We start from the raw sequence: 24,023 nt of genomic DNA, 5'->3' as shown, positions 1-24,023 counted from the left end.
GAGCGCCCGCCGACTCCCCATATTCGGGAAGGGGCTCCAAGAGGCTCACACCGGCATTGAGCGCTTCGGCCTGTCAACCTCCCACTACGGTGAGGGACACCTCACTCTCCACAGGCGTCCCGCCAGGACATCCCGGAGTCGGAGAGAGGGCCGGAGCAGCCCGGCGACCGGCCCGCGGCGAGCCCCGCGACGGCACGCCCCACCCGCCGCCGGAGAGCGGGCGGCGCTCGGCAGCAGGGTCCTACCGACGCCGAAAGCCCTGGTCAGAGCCTTCTTCCAGCTGTCAAGGCGGAACCGGCGCCATCAACCGTACGTGTCACCCGGGCCCTTGCTGCCCGGCGCCCGCAGCCGGCCGTACCGCTGCGGCGGACCACCCGGGCCCAGCACCTTGATCATCCGTACGGTGCCCTGCCCCAGGTCCTCGTTCAGCCGCGCCACCAGCCGGGGCGCCAGCAGCCGCAACTGCGTCGCCCACGCCGTCGAGTCGCACTGCACCGTCAGCACCCGCTCGTCATTGCCGTCGTCGTACCGCTGCGGCACACAGTGCTTCGCCACGTCCTCGCCGACGATCTGCGGCCACCGGCCCATGACCCCGCCCACGGCCGCCGGCGTCTCCCAGCCCCGCTCCGTGATCAGCCGGTTGATCGCCGCACCCAGCGGCAGCGGATCGCGGCCGTCCGCCCGCGCCCCCGAACGCAGCCCGCCGCCGCGCCGCGCCTGCTTCTTCTGCTGTACGGCGGCGCCCCGCGCCCGCGCCTGCTCCTTCGCGGCGCGCAGCGCGACCCGCGCCAGATCCACCCCCGACGACTCCGGAGGCAGCGGCGCACCCGGCGCCCCGGAAGCCGGGGAGGAGCCCGGCAGCTCGGCGGGCCCTCCGGATCCGTCGGAACCGGGCACCCCCGACGGTCCCCGAGAAGTACTCATACGCGCTCCACCGCACCGTCGGCCACCGCGAACCGTGCCCCGGCCAGCACCCCCGGCACATCGTCGTCCACGGCCGCCGTCACCAGCACCTGCTCACCCGGAACCACCAGCTCCGCGAGCCGCTCCCGCCGCCGCGCGTCCAGCTCGGCGAACACGTCGTCCAGCACCAGCACCGGCTCATTGCCCTCGGCGCGCAGCAGATCGTACGAGGCAAGCCGCAGCGCCAGCGCGAAGGACCAGCACTCGCCATGGCTGGCGTACCCCTTCGCGGGCAGCCGGCCCAGCTTCAGCACCAGGTCGTCGCGGTGCGGCCCGACCAGCGTCACGCCCCGCTCGATCTCCTGCTTGCGCACGTCGGCCAGGGCCGCCAGCAGATGCGCGTACAGCTCATCGCGCGACGTCATCCCCGAGGGCATGAGCCCGTCCGCGGCCCCGGGCCCCGAGGCGTCATCACCGGAAGCGCCGGGCGCCCCGGAATCGCCGGGATCACCGGCGGAGGAACGGTACTCCAGCGCCACCGGACCGCCCCCGGGCGCCAGTTGCTCATACGCCTTGTCCGCCAGCGGCTGGAGCGTCGCGATCAGATCGACCCGCTGCGCCAGCAACTCGGCCCCCGCGCGCGCCAGATGCTGGTCCCACACATCCAGCGTCGACAGATCCATGCCGCGCCCGCCGTGCCGCCGCGCCATCGCCGCCGACTTCAGCAGCGTATTGCGCTGTCTGAGCACCCGGTCGTAGTCCGACCGCACCCCGGCCATCCGGGGCGACCGCGCCGTGATCAGCTCATCGAGGAACCGGCGCCGCTCACCCGGATCGCCCTTCACCAGCGCCAGATCCTCCGGCGCGAACAGCACCGTCCGTACGATCCCCAGCACATCACGCGGTCTGACCTGCGAGGACCGGTTGATACGCGCCCTGTTCGCGCGGCCGGGATTGAGCTCAAGCTCCACCAGCTGGGAACGCTCGCCCTGGGTGACCGCGGCCCGGATCACCGCGCGGTCCGCGCCCATCCGCACCAGCGGGGCGTCCGACGACACCCGGTGACTGCCGAGGGTCGCGAGATAGCCGACCGCCTCGACCAGATTGGTCTTCCCCTGCCCGTTCGCCCCCACGAACGCGGTGACGCCCGGATCGAGCGGTACCTCGACCCGGGCGTAGGACCGGAAGTCGGCCAGCGACAGATGCGTGACGTGCATGGATGTACGCGGGCCTCCCCCGGCTCAGGGCTCTACTTCTTGGGCTTGTTCGGCTCGACCGCGTGGCCGCCGAACTGATTGCGCAGCGCCGAGACCATCTTCATCTGCGGCGAATCGTCCTGCCGGGACGCGAAGCGCGCGAACAGCGACGCGGTGATCGCGGGCAGCGGCACCGCGTGGTTGATGGCCGCCTCGACCGTCCACCGGCCCTCGCCGGAGTCCTCCGCGTAGCCCTTCAGCTGCTCCAAGTGCTCATCCGCGTCCAGGGCGTTGACGGCCAGATCCAGCAGCCAGGAACGGATGACCGTGCCCTCCTGCCACGAGCGGAAGACCTCACGGACATCGGTGACCGAGTCGACGCTCTCCAGCAGCTCCCAGCCCTCGGCGTAGGCCTGCATCATGGCGTACTCGATGCCGTTGTGGACCATCTTGGCGAAGTGGCCCGCGCCGACCTTGCCGGCGTGCACGGAACCGAAGTTGCCCTCGGGCTTGAGCGCCTCGAAGACCGGCTCCACCTTCGCCACGTTCTCCGGGGCGCCGCCGTACATCAGCGCGTAGCCGTTCTCCAGGCCCCAGACCCCGCCGGAGACACCGCAGTCGACGAAACCGATGCCCTTGATGCCCAGCTCAACCGCGTGCTTCTCGTCGTCCGTCCAGCGGGAATTCCCGCCGTCCACCACCACATCGCCGGGCGACAGCAGCTCGGCCAGCTCGTCGATCGTGGCCTGGGTCGCGGCACCGGCCGGAACCATCACCCACACCACGCGCGGCCCCTTGAGCTTGCTCACCAGCTCCTGGAGGCTGTGCACATCGGCGAGGTCCGGATTGCGGTCGTATCCGATGACGGTGTGGCCTGCGCGGCGGATGCGCTCGCGCATATTGCCGCCCATCTTGCCGAGACCGACGAGACCGAGCTCCATCAGGTGTTCCTTAAGCGTTGAGGCGATTCGTACCCGGGTTCGTACCCGGATCCGAGCCTACGCCCGGATCCGGCCACTCACCTGTGGGGTCAGCCGCTCAGGCGTACCGGCATGATCAGGTACTTGTACGCCTCGTCCGCCTCCGCGTCGACGGCCGGCCGACCGCTGAGCAGCGCCGGCTTCGTGGACGTCGTGAACGAGAGCTGGGCGACCGGCGAGTCGATCGCGCTCAGCCCGTCGAGCAGGAAGGTCGGGTTGAAGGCGATCGAGATGTCATCGCCCTCCAGCTGCGCGTCGACGCGCTCCACAGCCTGTGCGTCATCGCTGGAACCGGCCTCCAGGATCAGCACGCCCTGCTCGAAGCTGAGCCGCACCGGGGTGTTCCGCTCGGCGACCAGCGCCACACGCTTGACGGCCTCGACGAACGGGGCGGTCTCGATCACCGCGACCGAGTTGAACTCGGTCGGGAACAGCGTGCGGTACTTCGGGAGATCACCTTCGAGCAGCCGGGTGGTCGTACGCCGCCCGGCGCCCTCGAAACCGATCAGCCCCTCGCCGGCACCCGCCCCGGAGAGCGCCAGCGTGACCGTGTCACCGCTCGTGAGCGCCTTGGCGGTGTCCAGCAGCGTCTTGGCGGGCACCAGCGCGACCGCGGACACATCGGGGGCTTCCGGCTTCCACAGGAACTCACGGACCGCGAAGCGGTAGCGGTCGGTCGAGGCCAGGGTGACCGTGTCGCCCTCGATCTCGATCCGTACACCGGTCAGCACCGGCAGCGTGTCGTCGCGGCCCGCGGCGATGGCGACCTGGGAGGCGGCCGAGGCGAAGACCTCACCGGGGACGGTGCCCGTCGCGGTCGGCATCTGCGGCAGCGCCGGGTACTCGTCCACCGGGAGGGTGTGGAGCGTGAAGCGCGAGGAGCCGCAGACCACGGTCGCCCGTACACCGTCTGTGGAAATCTCCACCGGCCGGTTCGGCAGCGCGCGGCAGATGTCGGCGAGAAGCCGGCCGGAGACGAGGACGGTGCCGTCCTCCTCGACCTCGGCGTCCACCGAGACCCGCGCCGAGACCTCGTAGTCGAAGCTGGAGAAGCTGAGAGCGCCGTCCTCGGCCTTCAGCAGAAGGCCTGCGAGTACGGGCGCCGGCGGACGGGCCGGAAGGCTACGGGCCACCCAGGCCACCGCCTCCGCGAGTACATCGCGCTCCACCCGGATCTTCACCGGAACCGCCTCCTGCTGTTGCTGGCTCGCCCTGCTGGCCTTCGTCGTCGGCTGTGATGCCGGGGACCAGTCTGACGTACGGCACCGACAGTCGGTGCGGCTGCGGGTCAAGTCGGCGAGACAGGTGCCGAGGGCTCCGGGGCCGAGTTGTGCACAGGGCCTTCTTCGAAGCGGATTCCTCGTTAACTCTGAGTGGGAGTAGTAGTAGGGCCTGTGGAAACCGTGGATAACGTCATCCGCGCAGGTCAGACCCGTTTTTTTGTCCACCGACCCTGTGGGCGCCGTCCGTGGACAACCCGGTCGTTCTGTGGACGGGCGAAAGTTCTGCACAACCGATGCACAGGACACAGGGACTTCTCCCCAGCCACGTCCCCAGCTTTACCCACGTTCCCCACAGCCCAATCGAGCTCCTTGGTGTGACGCCTTTCACTCGACTCAGCGATCCCGGGCGTTTCGTTGCCGAACAGTGGACAGGGGTGTGGAGAAGCTGTGGGAAAGGGAGGCCCGCCTGTGGGCCGCCAGTGGACAACAGCGCCGCCGCCCTGTGGAAGAATTTTCCGTCCACAGTCTGTGGAGCAGCGTCGGCCACAAATCCACAGGGCTCTGACCTGGGCAGATGACCTCCCGCCCGGTGCGCCTGTGGACGCAGTCTGGACAACTTCTCGGTCCCCAGGCTGTGGACGGAAGATCGCGACCCGATCTGTGGAGAAGGCCCCTCCATCCCCAGCTATTCGAACAGCGAGGGCCGGGCGGCGACACGCGGAGCCGGCCGCCGCGGGGTCCACAGACCGCGAAAAGGCGCCCAGGGACCGTCGCGGACGGGGTCCCTGAGCGCCTCGGCAGCGGGCGGAGAGCCGGCTGTCAGCCGTTCTTGATGCGGTTGGTGAGCTCCGTGACCTGGTTGTAGATCGAGCGCCGCTCGGCCATCAGCGCGCGGATCTTCCGGTCCGCGTGCATCACGGTCGTATGGTCCCTGCCGCCGAACTGCGCGCCGATCTTGGGCAGGGAGAGATCGGTCAGCTCACGGCAGAGATACATCGCGATCTGCCGGGCCGTCACCAGCACCCGGCTCCTCGACGAGCCGCAGAGGTCCTCCACCGTCAGCCCGAAGTAGTCGGCGGTCGCCGCCATGATGGCGCTCGCGGTGATCTCCGGGGCCGAGTCCTCCCCGCCCGGGATCAGATCCTTGAGCACGATCTCGGTGAGGCCGAGGTCCACCGGCTGCCGGTTGAGCGAGGCGAACGCCGTCACCCGGATCAGCGCGCCCTCCAGCTCACGGATGTTCCGCGAGATACGGGAGGCGATGAACTCCAGCACCTCGGGCGGGGCGTTGAGCTGCTCCTGCACCGCCTTCTTACGGAGGATCGCGATACGCGTCTCCAGCTCCGGCGGCTGGACGTCGGTGGTCAGGCCCCACTCGAAGCGGTTGCGGAGCCGGTCCTCCAGCGTGATCAGCTGCTTGGGCGGCCGGTCCGAGGAGAGCACGATCTGCTTGTTGGCGTTGTGGAGCGTGTTGAAGGTGTGGAAGAACTCCTCCTGCGTCGACTCCTTGCTCGCCAGGAACTGGATGTCGTCGACCAGCAGGATGTCGACATCCCGGTACCGCTTGCGGAAGGTGTCGCCCTTGCCGTCGCGGATCGAGTTGATGAACTCGTTCGTGAACTCCTCGGAGCTCACATACCGCACGCGCGTGCCGGGGTAGAGGCTGCGCGCGTAGTGCCCGATGGCGTGCAGCAGATGCGTCTTGCCGAGCCCGGACTCCCCGTAGATGAAGAGCGGGTTGTACGCCTTCGCCGGGGCCTCGGCGACCGCGACCGCGGCCGCGTGCGCGAACCGGTTGGACGCCCCGATGACAAACGTGTCGAAGAGGTACTTGGGGTTCAGCCGGGCATGGGGCTCGCCGGGACCCGGCGCCGGAGCGGGCTGGGCGCCCAGCGGTCCCAGCGCTCCGCCACGCGGACCGCCGCGGCCGACATTGGGCCCGCCGCCGTGGCGCGGTGACGGCGGCTCCTGGAGATCGTGCCGGTCGGAGTGCTGCTCGTACGGGGAGTGCTCGGGCCCCTGCGGCTGCCGGTAGTCGTGCTGCGGCTGCTGCTGGTGAGCGGTGGCGTACGGATCGCGATCCTGGTAGCCGCCGAGCCGGGGCTGCTGCCAGGACAGATCCTCCTGGGTCCGCGGCCAGGCGCCGGGATCGGGGCGCTGCTGCTGATAGTCCGGGTACGCGGGCCGTACCGACGGCATGCCGTCGTCCGACGGACGGTGCCCGTAGCCGTCGTATGTATCGGCCTGCCGCTGTTCGTCGTGGGACGGCCCCTGATAGCGGTGCTGCTGGGGCACGGGCGGGGCCGGCGGGGTGGGCTCGGCGGCCGAGTCGTCGACGGTGATGGCGATCCGGATGGGCCGGCCGCACTCATGGCTCAGCGTCTCGCTGATGAGAGGGGCGAGCCGACCCTCCAGGACACGCTTGCCCCATTCATTGGGGACGGCGAGCAGCGCGGTGTCGGCGACCAGCGCGAGAGGCTGACAGCGCTCGATCCACTGCTTGTCCTTGGGCTCGACGCCCTGCTGGCCCTCCCTGAGGAGCTGCTCCAGCACTCGTGGCCACACTGCGGCAAGATCGGCAGGTACATCAGCCACAAGGCACGCTCTCTCGCAGGTCCAGGTCCCACGAATGTGTGGTTCTCGGGACGGGATGGGAAGACCGGCAGGAAATGAAGCCGGAGTTCAGCCACGGTAGTCAGGGCGACCCGCGCGGTTCAAGTTGTTGTCCACAGCCTGTGCACAATGGGGCCCGGCATCGAGCTGGTTTGACCGGATGGCGTAGCCGCGCGTACCGTGACCAGGTCGAGTTGTCGATGGCTGCTGCCGCCTGCCTCCGATGGGCAAAGATCACGATCTGTGGTTGTGAAGCGGTGCACTCGGGCGTGATCGCGAGCTTCTCAGCTTCTCGTGGGCGCACGGTGACAGCCAGGCGATGTCCCGCCATCCACACATCATTTTCTGGAGCCCCCGAGTGAGCAAGCGCACCTTCCAGCCGAACAACCGCCGTCGCGCCAAGACCCACGGGTTCCGGCTGCGGATGCGTACCCGTGCCGGTCGCGCGATTCTCGCGACCCGCCGTGGCAAGGGTCGCGCCCGTCTGTCGGCCTGATCGCCTGATCGCCAACAGGTCATGACGTGCTGCCTACCGAGAATCGGCTGAGGCGGCGCGAGGACTTCGCGACCGCGGTACGCCGGGGACGCCGGGCCGGACGCCCGCTTCTCGTCGTCCATCTACGCAGCGGTGCAACGGACCCGCACGCGCCTGGGGAGAGCGCCTCCCCGACGCGTGCGGGTTTCGTCGTGAGCAAGGCCGTGGGTGGAGCCGTCGTACGTAACCGCGTGAAGCGGAGACTGCGTCATCTGATACGCGAACGACTGTCCGAGCTGCCCCCCGGTAGCCTGGTTGTCGTACGGGCGCTGCCCGGAGCGGGCGACGCCGAATATGCATACCTGGCCCGAGACCTGGACGCCGCCTTTCAGCGGCTGCTGGGAGGGGGCACGCGATGAAATACCCGCTGCTGGCTCTGATCAAGCTGTACCAGTGGACGATCAGCCCGCTTCTCGGGCCCGTCTGCCGGTACTACCCGTCGTGTTCGCACTACGGATACACGGCCATCGACCGGCATGGCGCGGTGAAGGGCACGGCGCTGACCGCCTGGCGCATTCTGCGGTGCAATCCGTGGTCGCCGGGTGGTGTGGACCATGTCCCGCCGCGCAAACGCCCGCGCTGGCATGAATCGCTGCGCAATGCCTGGCGCGGCCGTAAGGGCGGACACTCCGCCGCTGGCGTGCCTTCCGGGGGATCGGCCCCCGACACCCCGAGTCCGGCCGCAGAGACCTCGCCCAAAGCTCAAGGAGCCTGATTAGTGGACACGATTGCCAGTCTCTTCAGTTTTATCACCACACCTGTTTCATGGGTCATCGTCCAGTTCCACTCGCTGTACGGGATGATTTTCGGCCCCGACACGGGCTGGGCCTGGGGACTGTCCATCGTGTCCCTGGTGGTACTGATCCGGATCTGTCTGATCCCGCTGTTCGTCAAGCAGATCAAGTCGACCCGGAACATGCAGGTGCTCCAGCCCAAGATGAAGGCGATTCAGGAGCGCTACAAGAACGACAAACAGCGTCAGTCCGAAGAGATGATGAAGCTGTACAAGGAGACGGGTACCAACCCGCTCTCCTCGTGTCTTCCGATCCTGGCGCAGTCCCCGTTCTTCTTCGCGCTCTACCACGTGCTCTCCAGCATCGCGAGCGGCAAGACCATTGGCGTGATCGACCAGGGGCTGCTGGACAGCGCGCGTCAGGCGCATATCTTCGGTGCCCCGCTGGCCGCCAAGTTCATGGACAGCAGCGAAAAGGTCGCGTCCCTGAACGCGTCGCTGACCGATGTACGGGTCGTCACCGCGATCATGATCGTGATGATGTCGGCGTCGCAGTTCTACACGCAGCGCCAGCTGATGACGAAGAACGTCGACCTGACGGTCAAGACGCCGTACATGCAGCAGCAGAAGATGCTGATGTACATCTTCCCGCTGATCTTCGCCGTCACGGGTGTCAACTTCCCCGTCGGCGTCCTCGTCTACTGGCTGACCACCAACGTGTGGACCATGGGCCAGCAGATGTATGTGATCAACCAGAACCCGACCCCGGGCAGCAAGGCGCAGGACCAGTACTTGCAGCGTTTGCTGAAGAGCATCACCGCGCACAGCGAGGTGCGGTCCCGTCGCAAGCGCGCCATCGTCCAGGCGATCGTGGCCAAGGGCCCGGACCGCAATGACAACGAGCGCAAGTTCGTCACGAGCCTCGCCAAGGCGGGGCTGGCCGCACAGCCCGACGGCACGGTGATCAAGAGCGACACCGCCGCTGCCGAGGCCGAGTCCGGCGCTGCGGCGAGGCGCCACCAGCCCAAGCGCCAGACCAAGGCGAAGCGGCAGGCCGCCGCCGCCCAGTCGGGTACGGACAAGCCGGAACAGCCCAAGGACTCCGAGGCCGCCGACAAGCCGGCGAAGACTTCGTTGCAGAAGGGCGAGCCGCAGGACACCAAGTCCAAGCCGTCGGGCACGCCCGCCGCCGGTTCCGCACGCCAAGCCAAGTCGGGGCAGCGTAAGGGCCAGCAGCGGCCCAAGCACCCGTCCAAGAAGTAAGAAGGAGTCCATCCGTGACGGAAGGCACCATCTCCGCCGCCGAGTCCGCCGACGAGGCGGGCGACACCCTGACCCGCCTGGAGCAGGAAGGGGAGATCGCGGCCGACTACCTCGAAGGTCTGCTCGACATCGCTGATCTCGACGGCGATATCGACATGGACGTCGAGGCCGACCGGGCCGCGGTCTCGATCATCAGTGACTCGGCGCGGGATCTGCAGAAGCTTGTCGGACGCGACGGTGAGGTGCTGGAGGCGCTTCAGGAGCTGACCCGGCTCGCCGTGCACCGCGAGACCGGCGACCGCAGCCGGCTGATGCTGGACATCGCCGGCTTCCGGGCCAAGAAGCGCACTGAGCTCGCCGAGCTGGGCGCCAAGGCCGCGGACGAGGTGAAGAGCACCGGTGAGCCGGTGAAGCTGAACCCCATGACGCCCTTCGAGCGGAAGGTCGTGCATGACGCGGTCGCCGCCGCGGGTCTGCGCAGTGAGTCCGAGGGCGAGGAGCCGCAGCGCTTCGTCGTGGTGCTCCCTGCCTGAGCGGTCCATTCTTTTCGGCCCCGTCTGTTGCGCAGACGGGGCCGAACTTTGTCAGCCTGATAGTCAGCCACCGGTCGGTGGTTCGGTATGGAAGGACGGTTCCCGTGACGGAGGCAGCAGAGCTTCCCCCCGCACCGGACGAGGCGCGCACTGTTTTCGGTGAGTACTTTCCGGAGGCTGTCCGCTACGCGGAACTGCTGGCGGACGCGGGGGTCAAGCGTGGCCTGATCGGCCCGCGTGAGGTCCCACGGCTCTGGGAGCGGCACCTGCTGAACTGCGCGGTGCTCTCCGAGGTCGTGTCCGAGGGCGTGACGGTCTGCGATGTCGGTTCGGGCGCGGGGCTTCCCGGGATCCCGCTGGCGCTGGTACGGCCCGATCTGAAGATCACGCTCCTGGAACCTCTGCTGCGGCGGACGAACTTTCTCCAGGAAGTCGTCGAGCTGCTCGGCCTGGACCATGTGACGGTGGTGCGCGGCCGTGCCGAGGAGGTCCTTGGCACCCTGCAGCCGGTGCATGTGGTGACGGCGCGCGCGGTGGCTCCGCTGGACCGGCTGGCGGGCTGGGGAGTGCCCCTGCTGCGGCCGTACGGCGAGATGCTGGCGCTCAAGGGCGACACCGCCGCGGAGGAGATCAACGGGGCCCGCGCCGCACTGAGCAGGCTCGGTGTGGTGGAGACCTCGGTCCTGCATGTCGGTGAGGGCATCGTCGATCCGCTGGCCACCGTGGTGCGAGTGGAGGTCGGGGAGAGCCCCGGCGGTGTGCGGTTCGCCACGAAGCGGGCCAAGGCCGCACGGGCCGGCCGTGCGCGGCGGCGCCGTTGAGCCGTACAGTCCGTACTGCCTATCAGTGATGCTCCATACAAGCTGCCATACCTATGCATTGCGGAGTGTCGTGACGGTGTAGCTCTGCGGCCCGTGCATCGTGTTTCACGTGAAACGTCGCTCACTGCTGCAGGGAATCATCGGCCGTGGCCGCGCTGCTGCTACACCGCGCGGCCGAAAGCCCCTCGCAAGGGGGACGGGGTTGTCCACAGAGGTGGATTCCTCCACAGAACCACGGGCCTCGCTGGTTCACGACCCCGAAAGCATGGCAGGCTCTGTCCATTGCGAGTCTGAAGTCGAGGAGAGTGAATCCTTGCGGTCCGACGCCAACATCGCGGGACCGATGACCGATCCGGTCCCCGGTCCCCGTACCGAGTCGGCGGGGGAGGATGTTTCACGTGAAACACCGCCCCCGATGGACGACACCCCCATTGGCCGTGCAGCCCAGCTGGCGGTGGAGGCACTGGGCCGCGCCGGCGAGGGTCTGCCCCGCCCGGAGCAGACGCGTGTCATGGTCGTTGCCAACCAGAAGGGCGGCGTAGGGAAGACCACCACCACGGTCAATCTCGCCGCCTCGCTCGCGCTCCATGGCGCGCGCGTGCTGGTGGTCGACCTCGATCCCCAGGGCAATGCCTCCACGGCGCTCGGGATCGACCATCACGCCGAAGTTCCCTCGATCTATGACGTCCTGGTGGAGAGCAAGCCACTCTCGGAAGTGGTCCAGCCTGTCCCGGACGTCGAAGGTCTCTTCTGTGCCCCGGCCACCATCGATCTCGCCGGTGCGGAGATCGAGTTGGTCTCGCTGGTGGCACGGGAGAGCCGACTGCAGCGGGCGATCGAAGCGTACGAGCAGCCGTTGGATTACATCCTCATCGACTGCCCGCCCTCGCTCGGCCTGCTGACCGTCAATGCGATGGTCGCCGGCGCGGAGGTGCTGATCCCCATCCAGTGCGAGTACTACGCACTGGAGGGGCTGGGTCAGCTGCTGCGGAACGTCGACCTGGTGCGAGGGCATCTCAACCCCACGCTCCATGTCTCGACGATCCTGCTCACCATGTACGACGGCAGGACTCGGCTCGCCTCGCAGGTGGCGGACGAGGTACGGAGTCACTTCGGCAAGGAGGTGCTGCGGACGAGCATCCCTCGGTCCGTACGTATCTCCGAGGCGCCGAGCTATGGGCAGACGGTGCTGACCTACGATCCGGGGTCCAGTGGATCCCTGTCGTATCTCGAAGCCGCCCGTGAGATCGCTCTACGGGGGGTCGGGGTCCACTACGACGCCCAGCAGGCCCATGTGGGCAGTCAGAACAGTCAGCAGAGTATGTCGGAGGGGATCCAGTGAGCGAGCGACGCAGGGGATTGGGACGTGGGCTCGGTGCGCTGATCCCTGCCGCTCCGCAGGAGAAGCAGGTGCCCTCTCCAGGAGCGGCCGCTGCCACTCCGGGGGCGGCTCCCGTACTGACCGCGGAGCGGGGTGTGGCCGCCGCGAAGGTGACTTCGCTGCCGCAGGCCACCATGGTGCCGGAAGTGGAGACGGTCGCCCCGGAGTTCGAAGCGGCGCCCGAGCCGGTGACGACGGCAGGGGCGCACTTCGCCGAAGTACCGATCGACTCCATCACACCGAACCCGCGCCAGCCGCGCGAGGTGTTCGACGAGGACGCCCTCGCCGAACTGATCACTTCCATCAAGGAAGTCGGCCTCCTCCAGCCCGTCGTCGTACGGCAGGTGGGGTCCGAGCGCTACGAGCTCATCATGGGCGAGCGGCGCTGGCGGGCTTGCCGGGAAGCCGGTCTGGAACGCATTCCGGCGATCGTCCGCGCGACCGACGACGAGAAGCTGCTGCTCGACGCGCTGCTGGAGAACCTGCACCGTGCCCAGCTGAATCCGCTGGAAGAGGCCGCGGCCTACGACCAGTTGCTCAAGGACTTCAACTGCACGCATGACCAGCTGGCCGACCGGATCGGCCGCTCACGTCCGCAGGTCTCCAACACGCTCCGGTTGCTGCGCCTCTCTCCCCCGGTGCAGCGCAGGGTTGCCGCCGGTGTGCTCTCGGCCGGTCACGCGAGGGCGCTGCTCGCGCTGGACGATTCCGAGGAGCAGGACCGGCTGGCGCACCGCATCGTGGCCGAGGGGCTCTCGGTGCGCGCGGTCGAGGAGATCGTGACCCTGATGGGTTCGCGCCCGCAGAGCTCGCCCAAGTCGAAGGGGCCGCGGGCCGGCGCCCGGCTGTCGCCGGCGCTCACCGATCTGGCCTCGCGTCTCTCGGATCGCTTCGAGACCCGGGTGAAGGTCGACCTGGGCCAGAAGAAGGGAAAGATCGTCGTCGAGTTCGCTTCAATAGACGATCTGGACCGGATTCTCGGCACTCTCGCCCCCGGTGAGGGACGCGTCCTGGACAAGGGCCTCGACGAGGAAGCCGGGGAGGACGACGAGAGCTGAGGCTCTCGAACAGCCCCCGGGCGGGCCGTGTTCCATGCTTACCGGAACACGGCCCGCCCTTTGCTGTCTCGCGGTGTGCCGGACATCTTCGGGTGGATACGATGCGTTCTGGTATGGCGCATCCACTTGATCCATCCCGGAAGGAGAGCGGGGGCCATGCGATCGGTGAGCCGCAGTCGGTTGGTATCGGCTGGACTGGGTCTTGGAGTGCTCGGCGGCTTCGTCGGCAGCCTGCTTCGAGAGCGGAGCGCGCTGACGGCCGCCCGTGGTGCGGCAGGCGAAGGAAGTGAGGAACAGCCTCCATGGGGCGTCGGCTCGTACCGCTCACGCTGGACAACCTTCCCGACCTCCCCAAGCGCTGCCGAGCGTGTGTCTTCTGGGAGCTTGACCCGGTCAGCGGGGAAGCAGCGGTAAGAGCAGGCAGGGCCGAGGCGGAGAAGGAGGCCTGGATCTCGGCCGTTCTGCTGGAGTGGGGATCCTGCGGCCGTGTCGTCTACATCGACGATGTACCGGTCGGCTTCGTGATGTACGCGCCCCCGGCGTATGTGCCGCGGTCCATGGCCTTCCCGACGAGCCCGGTCTCCCCGGACGCCGTCCAGCTGATGACCGCATGGATCATGCCCGGGTATCAGGGGCAGGGACTCGGCCGGGTGATGGTGCAGACCGTGGTGAAGGATCTCCTGCGGCGGGAGTTCAAGGCGATCGAGGCCTTTGGTAGCGCCCGCTGGAAGGAGCCGGCCTGTGTGCTCCCCGCGGATCATCTGCTGGCGGTGGGCTTCAAGACCGTACGTCCGCATCCGACGTATCCACGGCTGAGGCTGGAGCTGCGGACCACGCTCTCCTGGAAGGAAGACGTGGAGCTGGCGCTGGACCGGCTGCTGGGGGCCGTCAAGAAGGAACCTGCGCTACGGCCGCTCTGAGCCGGGCAGCGTAAGGGGCCCGGCGGCGTAAAGGGAAAGAGAAACGGGCCGACTCCCCGATGGGGGAGTCGGCCCGTTTCACGTGAAACATCGAGGGCCGCCGCCGTCGACTTACTCGCCGATGAAGTCCTCAAGGTCGCGTACGAGCGCGGCCTTGGGCTTGGCGCCGACGATGGTCTTGGCGACCTCGCCGTTCTGGTAGACGTTCAGCGTCGGGATGGACATGACGCCGTACTTGGCTGCCGTGGCCGGGTTCTCGTCGATGTTGAGCTTGACGATCTCGATCTTGTCGCCGTGCTCGGCCGCGATGGCCTCAAGAGACGGGGCGATCTGGCGGCACGGTCCGCACCAAGCGGCCCAGAAGTCCACCAGTACGGGCTTGTCGCTCTTGAGTACATCCTCGTCGAACGAGGCGTCGGTTACATGCTTCAGGTCGCCGGCCACGGCGGCCTCCTTAAATTCGCGGGGTGTGGGTCGGTACAGCTGGTCAGACGGTGGCGGTCTTCTCCGGCTCGGCGTTCTCGCTGTCGCTGAGCGCGGCGAGGAAACGCTCGGCGTCGAGAGCGGCGGAGCAACCGGTGCCCGCAGCGGTGATCGCCTGGCGGTAGGTGTGGTCGACGACATCACCGGCGCCGAAGACACCGGACAGATTCGTCCGCGTCGACGGGGCGGCGACGGTGAGGTAGCCCTCGGCATCCAGATCGAGCTGGCCCTTGAACAGCTCAGTCCGCGGGTCGTGGCCCACCGCGATGAACAGGCCGGTCACGGGGAGCTCGGAGGTCTCGCCGGTCTTGGTGTTGCGCAGGGTCAGACCGGAGAGCTTCTGCTCGCCATGGATCTCGGCGACCTCGCTGTCCCAGGCGAACTTGATCTTGGGGTCGGCGAAGGCGCGGTCCTGCATGGCCTTGGAGGCACGCAGCGTGTCCCGGCGGTGGATGATCGTGACGGACTTGGCGAAGCGCGAGAGGAAGGTGGCTTCCTCCATCGCGGTGTCGCCGCCACCCACCACGGCGATGTCCTGGTCCTTGAAGAAGAAGCCGTCGCAGGTGGCGCACCAGGAGACACCGCGCCCGGAGAGGACGTCCTCGTTGGCCAGGCCGAGCTTGCGGTGCTGGGAGCCGGTCGTGACGATCACGGCCTTGGCCCGGTGCACGGTGCCGGCCGTGTCGGTGACCGTCTTGATGTCACCGCTGAGGTCGACGGCGATGACATCGTCCGGGACGAGCTCGGCGCCGAAGCGCTCCGCCTGCGCCCGCATGTTGTCCATCAGGTCCGGGCCCATGATGCCGTCGCGGAAGCCCGGGAAGTTCTCCACATCGGTGGTGTTCATCAGCGCACCACCGGCGGTGACGGCGCCCTCGAAGACCAGCGGCTTCAGCGATGCACGCGCGGTGTACAGCGCGGCCGTATAGCCGGCGGGCCCGGAGCCGATGATGATCACATTACGGACGTCGCTCACGGGTTTCTTCCTCGTCTCTGCAGACTGCCTACTGGGGCCGGATCAACGACTTTCACCCCATCCAACGGATCCTACGGGTCCTGCATTCCCGAGGTGTCCCGGCTCCACGAAGGCAGTCGTCAGCGGCGGAGGTAGGCGTGCTTCAGGAGGACTTTCCCCGTGCCCGAAGGATCGCTGTCGACGCAGGCAGCATCGATCACATAGGCCTGGACCCGCGTGCTGTCGGTGGCGTGCGGCAGAACGACGAGATAGGCGCTGCTGCCCTGGTACGTGCCCGGCTCGGCGGCGAGGGCGGGCGCGGTGCTGCCCGTGCCCTGCTGAACGCACGGCGGGACCTCGGGCTCGGGCTGGAGCAGTGGCGTATTCGCCGTGTTTCGGTCACTCCCGGTATCGCGAGGCTCCTCGGCTGTTGAACCCTTGGACTCCTTCACTGAGGCGCCTGAGGCCAGCAGCGCGTCCACGCGGCTCTGGAGGTGGGCCTCCGAGAACTCCTTGCTGCCGTTCCTCGGGGCGCTGGCTGCGGCGTCGGCCTGCTTGGAGGCGGTGTTGTCGTCCGAAATCCCGAGCGACTGGAGCAGGAGAACGCTGACACCTACGGCCGCTGTTCCGAAGACAGCCCCCAGGACGGCGTTGCGGCGGCGTCGGCGGGTGTGCCCACTGCGGCCGGGGCCGGTGGCCGCCCTCGGACGGCCGGCGGGCCGGTCTGTTCGTACCGTTTCTGCTGTGGACTCCGCCGGGGACGGCGGTCCAGTCGGTGCGGCGATGGCCGGTGCCGAGGGCCTCCGGGGTGAGGACGTCTCGGACGAGGGCGATGTTTCACGTGAAACATCCGCGGCCTCCTCCGGGGCGGTGGCGTTCAGAAGCGCCTCCGCCGCCAGTGCGGCATCGATACGGCCGGCGACATCGGCTGGCATCCGAGGTGGTCCGGGCAGCGTGCCCAGCAGTCCCCTGATCTCTTCGAGTGAGTCATGGACGTCCGCGCACAGAGCGCAGCCGTCGAGGTGGCGCCGTACATCGGCGGTGCGGGACGGCGAGAGCAGCCCCTCCGCGAGATCGGAGATCTCCGAGACATCCGGGTGCTGAGCCATGTCGGTCGTCGATGTCACGCGCGCCCACCTCCGCCCTTCACTCCAGCAGGATCATTTGGTCCTGGGTCTCTTGGTTCCGCTGCCGGTGGGACGGATGCCCCCGGCGTCCGGTTCCTTCCCCTGCCGAGACCGCTGTTATCCCTGGTGGCCCCGCGTAGATGCGCGAGCATGGGCAGCAGTCTGGCCCGGCCGCGTGCGCAGCGGCTCTTCACCGTTCCGGTGGGTACGCCCAGAACCGCAGCAGCCTCGGCCACGGGGTAGCCCTGCATATCGACGAGCACCAGGGCCGCCCGCTGCTCGACGGGGAGCTTGGCCAGCGCCGTCAGCAGCTCACGGTGGAGATCCTGGCGCTCCGCAGGGGCCTCGGCAGACTCGTGGGGCTCAAGGAGCTGCTCCAGCCGCTCGGTGTCGTCCACGGGGGAGGTCCTGCGTGAGGCCGCCTTACGGGCCCGGTCGAGGCAGGCATTGACGGTGATGCGGTGCAGCCAGGTGGTCACGGCGGACTGCCCGCGGAAGGTGTGGGCCGCCCGGAAGGCGGAAACCAGCGCGTCCTGGACCGCGTCAGCGGCTTCCTCCCGGTCCCCCAGCGTCCGAAGGGCCACCGCCCAGAGCCGGTCCCGGTGGCGCCGTACCAACTCGCCGAAGGCGTGAGGGTGGCCCGCGACATGAGCGCTCAGAAGGTCCTGGTCGCTTGAGTCGCCGAGTGCGGCGTCGTCCAACAGTGAGCCCCCCTCCCCTGATCCCTCAGCCGGTGAACGTGATCTCGGAGATTCCCCCGCGGAAGCGGTCGGCGGACCCGTCCGTCGGCAGTTCGGTGATGTGGATCAATACGTACCGGGTTCGCACGGGCTTGTCGAGAGTGGTCTTCAGAGTCCTGCCCACCGTCTCCAGCTTGGTGAGGCGCTGAGAGAAGTCCGCGAGCGCCGACGGGGCCGACGCGTCCGCACCGGCCGCGAGTACCTCGGCCTTCTGGCCGCCGCGGTACATGGCGATGTCGATACCGGACACGTCCTGCACGCTGCCCAAGTCGACGACGATCCCGCTGCCCTGCTTGCGATCCGGCAGATTCCCGAAGTTCGGGTAGTTCTGGTACTGGAGCGTGATCCACGCCGTGCCGGGCTTGCCGTCGATGGCGTTCGGTACGAGGGCCGGCTTTATCCCGGACCCGCTGGGCATGAACTCGGTCGCGTCGGTGATCCGCAGCGGCTTGAGGGGCTTGGCCGGCTTGTCGTCGCCGTTGGCCGGCTGGATGGGCGTGGTGTCGCTCTCATTGCTCTGGTCGAGGAGGCGGTCGGCGACCTGCCAGCTGCCGAGACCCAGCGCGGCGATGAGGAGCGCGGCGACGGTCCACTTCAGCGCCTTGCCGGTACGGCTCTGGAGCGGGGGTGGCGGGGGCGCCACCGGCGGAAGGGGAACCGTTCCGAGGCCGGGCTGGGAGCGTCCGTAGGTGCCCTGCTGGTAGGTGGTGCGCTGGTACTCCGGCGGGGCCGTGAAGGTGGGCTCCGGCGGCCGGATGCGCGGCATCTCCGCGACGGCCGCGGCCAGCTCGTCGGGGGTCGTGCACGGCGGATCCTGGCGGGAGGCAGTCGCGCCGTCATTGATCAGGGCACGCATGGCGAGCTCGGAGAGACCGCGGTGGATCCCGGCACGTACCTGGTCGGGGGCGATCAGCCCGACGCCCTTGGGAAGGCCGGAGAGCCCGTACGCGTCGGCTTCGTACGGCCAGCGCTGGGTCAGGGCCGCGTAGAGGAGCGCGCCGATCGCCTCGGTGTCGGTGCGCTGCGGCCGGTCCGCACTGATCCCGCGCAGAGCGGCGTTCACGGCGAGGCCGCGGATGCGGTACTGACCGGTGGACGTACGCAGTACCGCTCCGGGGGTCAGCCGCAGATGGGCGAGGCCCTCACGGTGGGCCGCCGCCATGGCCTGCGAGACCTGGCTGACGAGCTGATACGCCTCATGGGCCTCCAGGGGCCCCGAGGCGAGGAGCGCGGTCAGCTCGACCGCGTCGGGCAGCCACTCGTGAACGACGTAGACGAGGTCGTTCTCCTCGACGGCGTCCAGGACCTGCACAAAGCGGGGGTCGCCGAGCAGAGCGGAGGACCGGGCCGCCGCCAGTACGGAACGAGCCCGCGGATGGTCGGCGGGCAGCAGATGCACGCCGACAGCGCGGCGCAGCTTCTCGTCGACCGCTCGCCAGCTGCTGAAACCGTCCAGACGGGTGACACACTCCTCCAGGCGGTAGCGTCTGGCGAGTTTGTGGCCGCTGTGCAGCTCGGGCGCAGAGATGCCCGGCTCGGTGTTCTGCCGTTCGCTGCCCGTGTCCGGTGCGGACTTGTCCGCCTCGTCCTGGGCTTCCGCCAACCCGTCGGTCGTGGCCTTGCCCGCCTTGGCGGCCAGCGGCTCATCACCGCTGTTGTCGGCCACGTCGACGGCAGCCGTGCTACGTTCCGCCACCGTCGCTCCTGCCTCCCCATCCGTTGCGCACTATCCAACAGCCAAGCCAATTGTGCCCACAGTTGGACGCTATGCACGACACGCGGCAGCCGGTGATGGTTGTGCTGGACCGCGCCGCGTTTACCGTCCGAGGCGTCCGCGCACCATGCCGACCATGGCGTTCATCTCTTCGATCCGCATCTTCTTCGCCGCGACGAAGAAGACGGCCAGCAGGGCGATACCGCCGCCGACCAGTGCCACCAGCGAGCTGAGAGCGCTGCTGCCCAGAGCGTTCAGGACGGCGTAGGCGATCGCTCCGGCCGCGAGGGCACCGGGGACGGCCGCCAGGCAGAGCCGGGCGTACGTACGCAGGACGCGGCCGCCGTCCAGATCGCCGCCCAGCCGGTTCCGCAGCCTGCGCCAGGCGACACCGACACCGACCGCGTAGGCGAGGCCGTAGGAGGCGGCCATGCCGACCACGGCCCAGCGGGAGGGCAGGACCACATACGAGACGGCGGAGGCGGCGGCGTTGACCGCGGCGACGATGACCGTGTTGTAGAAGGGCGTCCTGGTGTCCTCGTAGGCGTAGAAGCCGCGCAGGACGACGTACTGCACGGAGTACGGAATGAGTCCGAGGGCGAACGCCATCAGGATGAAGCCCATGGAGCGAGCCGATTCCAGGCCGCTGGACGAGAACATCAGGATCGACAGCGGGACACCCAAGGCGAGGAACCCGAAGGCGATCGGCACGATGGCGACCGCCGAGTTGCGCAGCCCCTGGGAGATGTCGTCGCGTACCGCCCCCGGGTCGCCGTCGTGGGCGGCGCGGGAGATCCTGGGCAGGAGGGCGGCCATGACGGAGACGGTGATGATGGCCTGCGGCATGCCCCAGATCAGCTGGGCGTTGCTGTAGGCGAGGATGCCGGTGCCGTCCTTGCCGGAGTCGACGCCGGCGGCGGTGGCGAGCTGCGTGACGACCAGGACACCGGCCTGGTTGGCGAGGACGAACAGAACCGTCCACTTGGCCAGCTTGACCGTCTTGCCGAGGCCGTGGCCCTTCCAGTCGAAGCGCGGGCGGAACCGGAAGCCGGTCTCGCGGAGGTAGGGGATCATCGCGAGCGCCTGGACGACCAGGCCGAGCAGCGTACCGATACCCAGCAGCCGCACGCCGTCCGGCGGGATCGTCTGCACGGTCATGCCCGAGTCGGCTGCGGTGCCGTAGACCCAGATGAACAGGCCGAACGTGGTGATCATGACGATGTTGTTGAGGACCGGAGTCCACATCATCGCGCCGAACTTCCCGCGCGCGTTCAGGATCTGCCCCATCACCACATGAACACCCATGAAGAAGATCGTGGGCAGGCAGTAGCGGGCGAAGGTGACGGCGACGTTGTTGGCGGCCGCGTCACTGGCGATCGGGTCGGACATCAGACGCACCAGCCACGGCGCCCCGAACACGGCGAGGGCCACGATCGCGCCGAGCGCCACCATGACGAGGGTCAGCAGCCGGTTGGCATAGGCCACGCCACCGTCGTCGTCGTTCTTCATCGCGCGCACGAGCTGCGGGACGAAGACGGAGTTGAGACCGCCTCCGACGGTGAGGATGTAGATCATCGTCGGCAGCGTGTACGCCACGGTGAAGGAGTCACCGAGCAGGGCCGCGCCCAGAGCGGCGGTGATCACCAGGCTCCGTACGAAACCGGTGAGCCGGGAGACCAGCGTGCCCGCGGCCATCAGGGCACTGGACTTGAGCAGCCCGGCGGCCTTGCCTCCCGACTTCTTGGGGGGCGGCGGCGGTGCGGGTGCGGCTTCGGGCTCCGGCGCGGTCAGTACCTGGCCCGAGCCCTGCTGGTCGCGGTAGAGGTGAGCGAACGCGTCCGGCGGCGGGTTCTCGTCGCCGGCCCGGGAGACCAGGTCGTCGAGGCCGGTGAACTGGGTGGTCCTCGGGTCGTCCCCGTACGGGAGGTGGCGCGTCGGCCCGGAGGGCTCGGGCGGCGGGGTCTGGGCCCAGACCCGGGGATCGGGGGCGTTCTGCGGGGCGGGCGGCTGCTGGTAGAGCTGGTGGGTCTCCGGATAGGTGCCGGGAGGCGGCGGCGGGTGCGAGGCGCGGTCGTACAGCGCCTCCGTCACCGGATCCTGCGCGGAGAGGTCCTGTGACCAGTAGGGGTCCCGGTTGTAAGCATCCTGGACATAGGGATCCTGGGCAGACGGCGCGGTGGGCGGAATCCGGCCCGCCGGGTCGCCACCCGCGCCCTGCCCACGGTCACCGTCGTACGGCGCGTTCATGGTTACCCCACCTCATCGTCCCCGGCCGACCGGCCACGACATCGCTCAACGGTCCACTTTCTCACCCGCGCCCGACGCGTCCGCGCTTTCCGGACCGGTGTCCGGTGTCGGGTCACTCGGCTGCCCGGGATCTGTGTCCTCAGCGGCCCACGCGCGGTCCGTACTCTGCGTGTCCCGCGCGTTCCCGTCCGCGCCGGTGCCGTCTTCCGTGTCGTCTCCGCCGTCCGTGTCCTCCGCGTCCTCCGCGGCTGCCTTACGGGCCACCGCCCGCTTGCGCTGGCTGTACATCTTGACCCCCGCGAGGACAAGAAGCAGCACACCGCCGGCGATGACGAGCATCACGGTGGGGGTGATCTCGGAGACCTTGACCTGGAACGTCATCGGACTGCCGTACGGCGTGCCGTCCACCGTGTACAGCTGGGCGGTCACCTGCACCGGTCCGTTGGCGTTGCCCGCCCCGGTGAACTTCACCGACTGGCTGTGCCCGCCGTCGATCTTGATCGGCCGCTCCGCCACCGCCCGGTCGCCGTCCAGCTTGAGACGCGTCGGGTTGTCGGACTTCAGGCGCAGCACCAGATTCTGCACGCCTTGCAACAGCTGGTTCTGGACGGTCACCGGGATCGTCGCGCTGCGCCCCGACAGCGTCAGCACGGACTTCGGGATGAGCTTCACCTCGGTGGTGAGGCCCATCAGATAGTTCTCCACCGTGCCGCGGTACTGCTGTGCCTTCTCAGGCTCCCCGCGCCACGAGGTCGACATCGCCCGGCCGATCGCGTTGCCGAAGGGCGCGGCCACCCGGTCCGGAGCGCTGAGGATGGCCTTGAAGTTGTCGAGCCGCTCCTGCGTCTTCTTGATGTCCAGGAAGACCTCGGTCGGCAGCTCCTGGTTCCGCAGCTTCTTCGGGTAACGCGAAGAGCCGGGCACCTTGGTGGTGGCGTCCGAGTCGGGTGTGGCCGCGGCCGCCGCGAGCAGATCGGACGGCTCCGTCCAGCGCTCGGGATCCAGGCCCCGCAGCGCGCGCGCCATCGACTGTGCCTGGGCTGCGCTCGGCATCCGCTGGGGAGCGACGACGATACTGCGCTGATTCTCCGGGTCCTGGAGCGTCACGGCCAGCGACTGGGCGAGAAACTTCTGGACCGCGAGGGTGGACGCGCCCGCCTCCGACATATCCCCCTGGAAAGCGGTGGAGAGCCGGGTGTCGGCGACGACGGCCGTGGTCCCGCCGCCGATCGGCCGTGCCGCGGTGGGGGTGTACGGCAGATTGTCCTGGAGGCTGTCGCTGCGGGTGATGACCTTGTGGGCACCCGCCGATGTGGCTACATCGACGATCGAGGGGTCGATCGCACCGTCCACGGGCCAGGCGAAGTCGACGGACGGCTTCACATGGAGGATGGTCTCCACGGTCTTCCCGGCCACGTCCGTGGCGGGCTGCAGATGGCTGAGCGCACCGGAGACGTCCTTGCCGCGGTGGGCCAGCGACGCCAGGTCCGGATCGGCGAACGGCAGCGCGACGACCTTGCCGCCCTGCACCGCCTTCTCCAGGGTGTCGAGCCACTTGGTGGCCACGGCCTGGTTCTTGCCGGGGACGGTGGTGTCCCCGCTTCTGACCTGGTAGTTCTTGGTCATGGCGTCGGCCGTGGCGAGGAGATCGGGGTCGATCACCCAGGTGACGGGAAGCTGATTGCCGAGCGAGACCAACTGCTCCAGCCGCCCGCCGGGGGCCAGCTCCTCGGCCAGGTCGTCGTTCTCGAAGACCGGGGTCTGCTGATCGTCCGAGCCGGTCTCCGCGGACAGACGCGTCGACGAGATCAGCGGCCAGAGGACGGTGAGCTGTGTCTTCTCCTCCGTCGCGTCCGGCTGCCAGGGCAGGAAGGTGCGCTGGATGCCCAGCACCTGGTCGTACTGTGCGGACGAGGTCCGTCCGGTCAGTGAGACACCGAGCTGGTAGACGCCGTCCTGGCCGAGCCCGAGCTTGCTGACCGGTACCGAGAGGGCGAAGTCCTGGGGGATGCCGACGGCGAGCTTCGGGATGGTGACCTTGTACTTGCCGCCGAGCGGAGCTACATCACCCAAGGTGCCGGTGCGCTCGGCGGCGTCGTCGATGGCCGTCCTGCCGTACATGCGCGGGCCGACCCGCAGATCGACCTGGGCGTCGGTGACGGTGTTCTTGCCCGTATTGGTCACCGTCCCCGAGACGGTGAGCGTGTCGCCCTTCACCGGCGCACTGGGGGCCAGTGTGTCGAGCGACACATGGACCGTACGGGAGCCGGTGGCCGTCGGCGCGGCCTGGGCCGCCGGCGCCGCCGTCCCGGCCAGCAGACCCGCCAAGAGCGGCGCTCCGGCGAGCACGGAGGCCGTGCGCCGCAGCCACCGGCGGGCAGGAGAATGACCCATCCCCTGGAAGTCTGCCGCCTCCGCCACGCGCTCGCCCGTCCCTTGTCATCGTCGGTTGCCGTTGGTGGTTGTCAATTGCCGCGTCCACGCATGGTAACGATGTGCGCTGTGGCGAAGTGCTGGGGACTGCTCCACATGATCGGAAGAATCTCATGAGCCACCGGAAACCTCCGCATCGAGACGGGGCGGCCCGAAACGGGGGCG

21 protein-coding genes are annotated in these 24,023 nt (G+C 68.7%); 9 read left to right on the top strand and 12 right to left on the bottom strand.

The window, feature by feature from the left end:
* Positions 1 to 303: 303 nt before the first annotated feature.
* The 5 genes from IF11_RS0127195 to dnaA form a co-directional block, all read right to left on the bottom strand.
* On the bottom strand, positions 304 to 924 hold the full coding sequence (locus IF11_RS0127195; protein WP_037728696.1) for a DciA family protein: 621 nt from the start codon (positions 922 to 924) through the stop codon (positions 304 to 306).
* Positions 921 to 2,120: a DNA replication/repair protein RecF gene (gene recF / locus IF11_RS0127190; RefSeq protein ID WP_030354379.1), complete on the bottom strand. Its 1,200-nt coding sequence runs from the start codon at positions 2,118 to 2,120 to the stop codon at positions 921 to 923. Before recF ends, IF11_RS0127195 begins: the two co-directional genes overlap by 4 nt.
* 32 nt (positions 2,121 to 2,152) lie before the next feature.
* Positions 2,153 to 3,040: a phosphogluconate dehydrogenase (NAD(+)-dependent, decarboxylating) gene (gnd, locus tag IF11_RS0127185; RefSeq protein WP_030354378.1), complete on the bottom strand. Its 888-nt coding sequence runs from the start codon at positions 3,038 to 3,040 to the stop codon at positions 2,153 to 2,155.
* Positions 3,041 to 3,129: 89 nt separating this feature from the next.
* Positions 3,130 to 4,260: a DNA polymerase III subunit beta gene (dnaN, locus tag IF11_RS0127180; protein ID WP_030354377.1), complete on the bottom strand. Its 1,131-nt coding sequence runs from the start codon at positions 4,258 to 4,260 to the stop codon at positions 3,130 to 3,132.
* A gap of 861 nt (positions 4,261 to 5,121) precedes the next feature.
* Positions 5,122 to 6,897 carry a chromosomal replication initiator protein DnaA gene (gene dnaA, locus IF11_RS0127175; RefSeq protein ID WP_165840669.1) on the bottom strand — a complete coding sequence of 592 codons (1,776 nt, stop codon included), beginning with the start codon at positions 6,895 to 6,897 and terminating at the stop codon, positions 5,122 to 5,124.
* 376 nt (positions 6,898 to 7,273) lie between these two features.
* Between dnaA and rpmH the strand changes: the two genes are divergently transcribed.
* From rpmH to IF11_RS0127135, 9 genes are all read left to right on the top strand, one after another.
* Positions 7,274 to 7,411, top strand: a complete 138-nt coding sequence (gene rpmH / locus IF11_RS0127170; protein WP_030354375.1) for a 50S ribosomal protein L34 — start codon at positions 7,274 to 7,276, stop codon at positions 7,409 to 7,411.
* Positions 7,412 to 7,437: 26 nt separating this feature from the next.
* On the top strand, positions 7,438 to 7,809 hold the full coding sequence (gene rnpA, locus IF11_RS39375) for a ribonuclease P protein component (protein WP_078490951.1): 372 nt from the start codon (positions 7,438 to 7,440) through the stop codon (positions 7,807 to 7,809).
* Positions 7,806 to 8,165 (top strand): membrane protein insertion efficiency factor YidD, encoded by a 360-nt coding sequence (gene yidD, locus IF11_RS0127165; RefSeq protein WP_030354374.1) that lies wholly within the window; start codon positions 7,806 to 7,808, stop codon positions 8,163 to 8,165. Before rnpA ends, yidD begins: the two co-directional genes overlap by 4 nt.
* A gap of 3 nt (positions 8,166 to 8,168) precedes the next feature.
* The gene (yidC, locus tag IF11_RS0127160) at positions 8,169 to 9,446 is read left to right on the top strand and encodes a membrane protein insertase YidC (RefSeq protein ID WP_030354373.1); all 1,278 of its coding nucleotides are present in this window, start codon (positions 8,169 to 8,171) and stop codon (positions 9,444 to 9,446) included.
* A gap of 14 nt (positions 9,447 to 9,460) precedes the next feature.
* Positions 9,461 to 9,979: a Jag family protein gene (locus tag IF11_RS0127155; protein WP_030354372.1), complete on the top strand. Its 519-nt coding sequence runs from the start codon at positions 9,461 to 9,463 to the stop codon at positions 9,977 to 9,979.
* A gap of 104 nt (positions 9,980 to 10,083) precedes the next feature.
* Complete coding sequence (gene rsmG / locus IF11_RS0127150; protein WP_030354371.1) at positions 10,084 to 10,800, top strand: 16S rRNA (guanine(527)-N(7))-methyltransferase RsmG; 717 nt, start codon at positions 10,084 to 10,086, stop codon at positions 10,798 to 10,800.
* Positions 10,801 to 11,065: 265 nt separating this feature from the next.
* A complete protein-coding gene (locus IF11_RS0127145) occupies positions 11,066 to 12,142 on the top strand; it encodes a ParA family protein (protein ID WP_078490950.1) in 1,077 nt (358 codons plus the stop codon).
* The gene (locus IF11_RS0127140) at positions 12,139 to 13,239 is read left to right on the top strand and encodes a ParB/RepB/Spo0J family partition protein (protein ID WP_078490949.1); all 1,101 of its coding nucleotides are present in this window, start codon (positions 12,139 to 12,141) and stop codon (positions 13,237 to 13,239) included. The genes IF11_RS0127145 and IF11_RS0127140 overlap by 4 nt, the downstream gene beginning before the upstream one ends.
* Positions 13,240 to 13,541: 302 nt before the next feature.
* Positions 13,542 to 14,159, top strand: a complete 618-nt coding sequence (locus IF11_RS0127135; RefSeq protein WP_030354368.1) for a GNAT family N-acetyltransferase — start codon at positions 13,542 to 13,544, stop codon at positions 14,157 to 14,159.
* 111 nt (positions 14,160 to 14,270) lie between these two features.
* On the opposite strand, the gene trxA is transcribed toward IF11_RS0127135, so the two are convergent.
* From trxA to IF11_RS0127100, 7 genes are all read right to left on the bottom strand, one after another.
* The gene (gene trxA / locus IF11_RS0127130) at positions 14,271 to 14,603 is read right to left on the bottom strand and encodes a thioredoxin (RefSeq protein ID WP_030354367.1); all 333 of its coding nucleotides are present in this window, start codon (positions 14,601 to 14,603) and stop codon (positions 14,271 to 14,273) included.
* Positions 14,604 to 14,646: 43 nt separating this feature from the next.
* The gene (gene trxB, locus IF11_RS0127125) at positions 14,647 to 15,618 is read right to left on the bottom strand and encodes a thioredoxin-disulfide reductase (RefSeq protein WP_030354366.1); all 972 of its coding nucleotides are present in this window, start codon (positions 15,616 to 15,618) and stop codon (positions 14,647 to 14,649) included.
* 119 nt (positions 15,619 to 15,737) lie between these two features.
* Positions 15,738 to 16,724 (bottom strand): anti-sigma factor family protein, encoded by a 987-nt coding sequence (locus tag IF11_RS0127120; RefSeq protein ID WP_030354365.1) that lies wholly within the window; start codon positions 16,722 to 16,724, stop codon positions 15,738 to 15,740.
* Entirely contained in the window at positions 16,721 to 17,425 is a 705-nt protein-coding gene (gene sigM, locus IF11_RS0127115; protein WP_030354364.1) for an RNA polymerase sigma factor SigM, read from the bottom strand. The genes IF11_RS0127120 and sigM overlap by 4 nt, the downstream gene beginning before the upstream one ends.
* A 25-nt stretch (positions 17,426 to 17,450) precedes the next feature.
* Positions 17,451 to 19,160: a protein kinase family protein gene (locus IF11_RS0127110; protein ID WP_030354363.1), complete on the bottom strand. Its 1,710-nt coding sequence runs from the start codon at positions 19,158 to 19,160 to the stop codon at positions 17,451 to 17,453.
* Positions 19,161 to 19,280: 120 nt separating this feature from the next.
* Complete coding sequence (gene murJ / locus IF11_RS0127105) at positions 19,281 to 21,425, bottom strand: murein biosynthesis integral membrane protein MurJ (protein WP_030354362.1); 2,145 nt, start codon at positions 21,423 to 21,425, stop codon at positions 19,281 to 19,283.
* A 45-nt stretch (positions 21,426 to 21,470) separates the two neighbouring features.
* Positions 21,471 to 23,846, bottom strand: a complete 2,376-nt coding sequence (locus IF11_RS0127100) for a DUF6049 family protein (RefSeq protein ID WP_030354361.1) — start codon at positions 23,844 to 23,846, stop codon at positions 21,471 to 21,473.
* Positions 23,847 to 24,023: the final 177 nt, after the last annotated feature.

The organism is Streptomyces scopuliridis RB72 (genome assembly GCF_000718095.1).
Lineage (GTDB): Bacteria > Actinomycetota > Actinomycetes > Streptomycetales > Streptomycetaceae > Streptomyces > Streptomyces scopuliridis.
The sequence above is the reverse complement of the archived record's forward strand: the minus strand, read 5'-3'. Positions and strand labels throughout refer to the sequence as shown.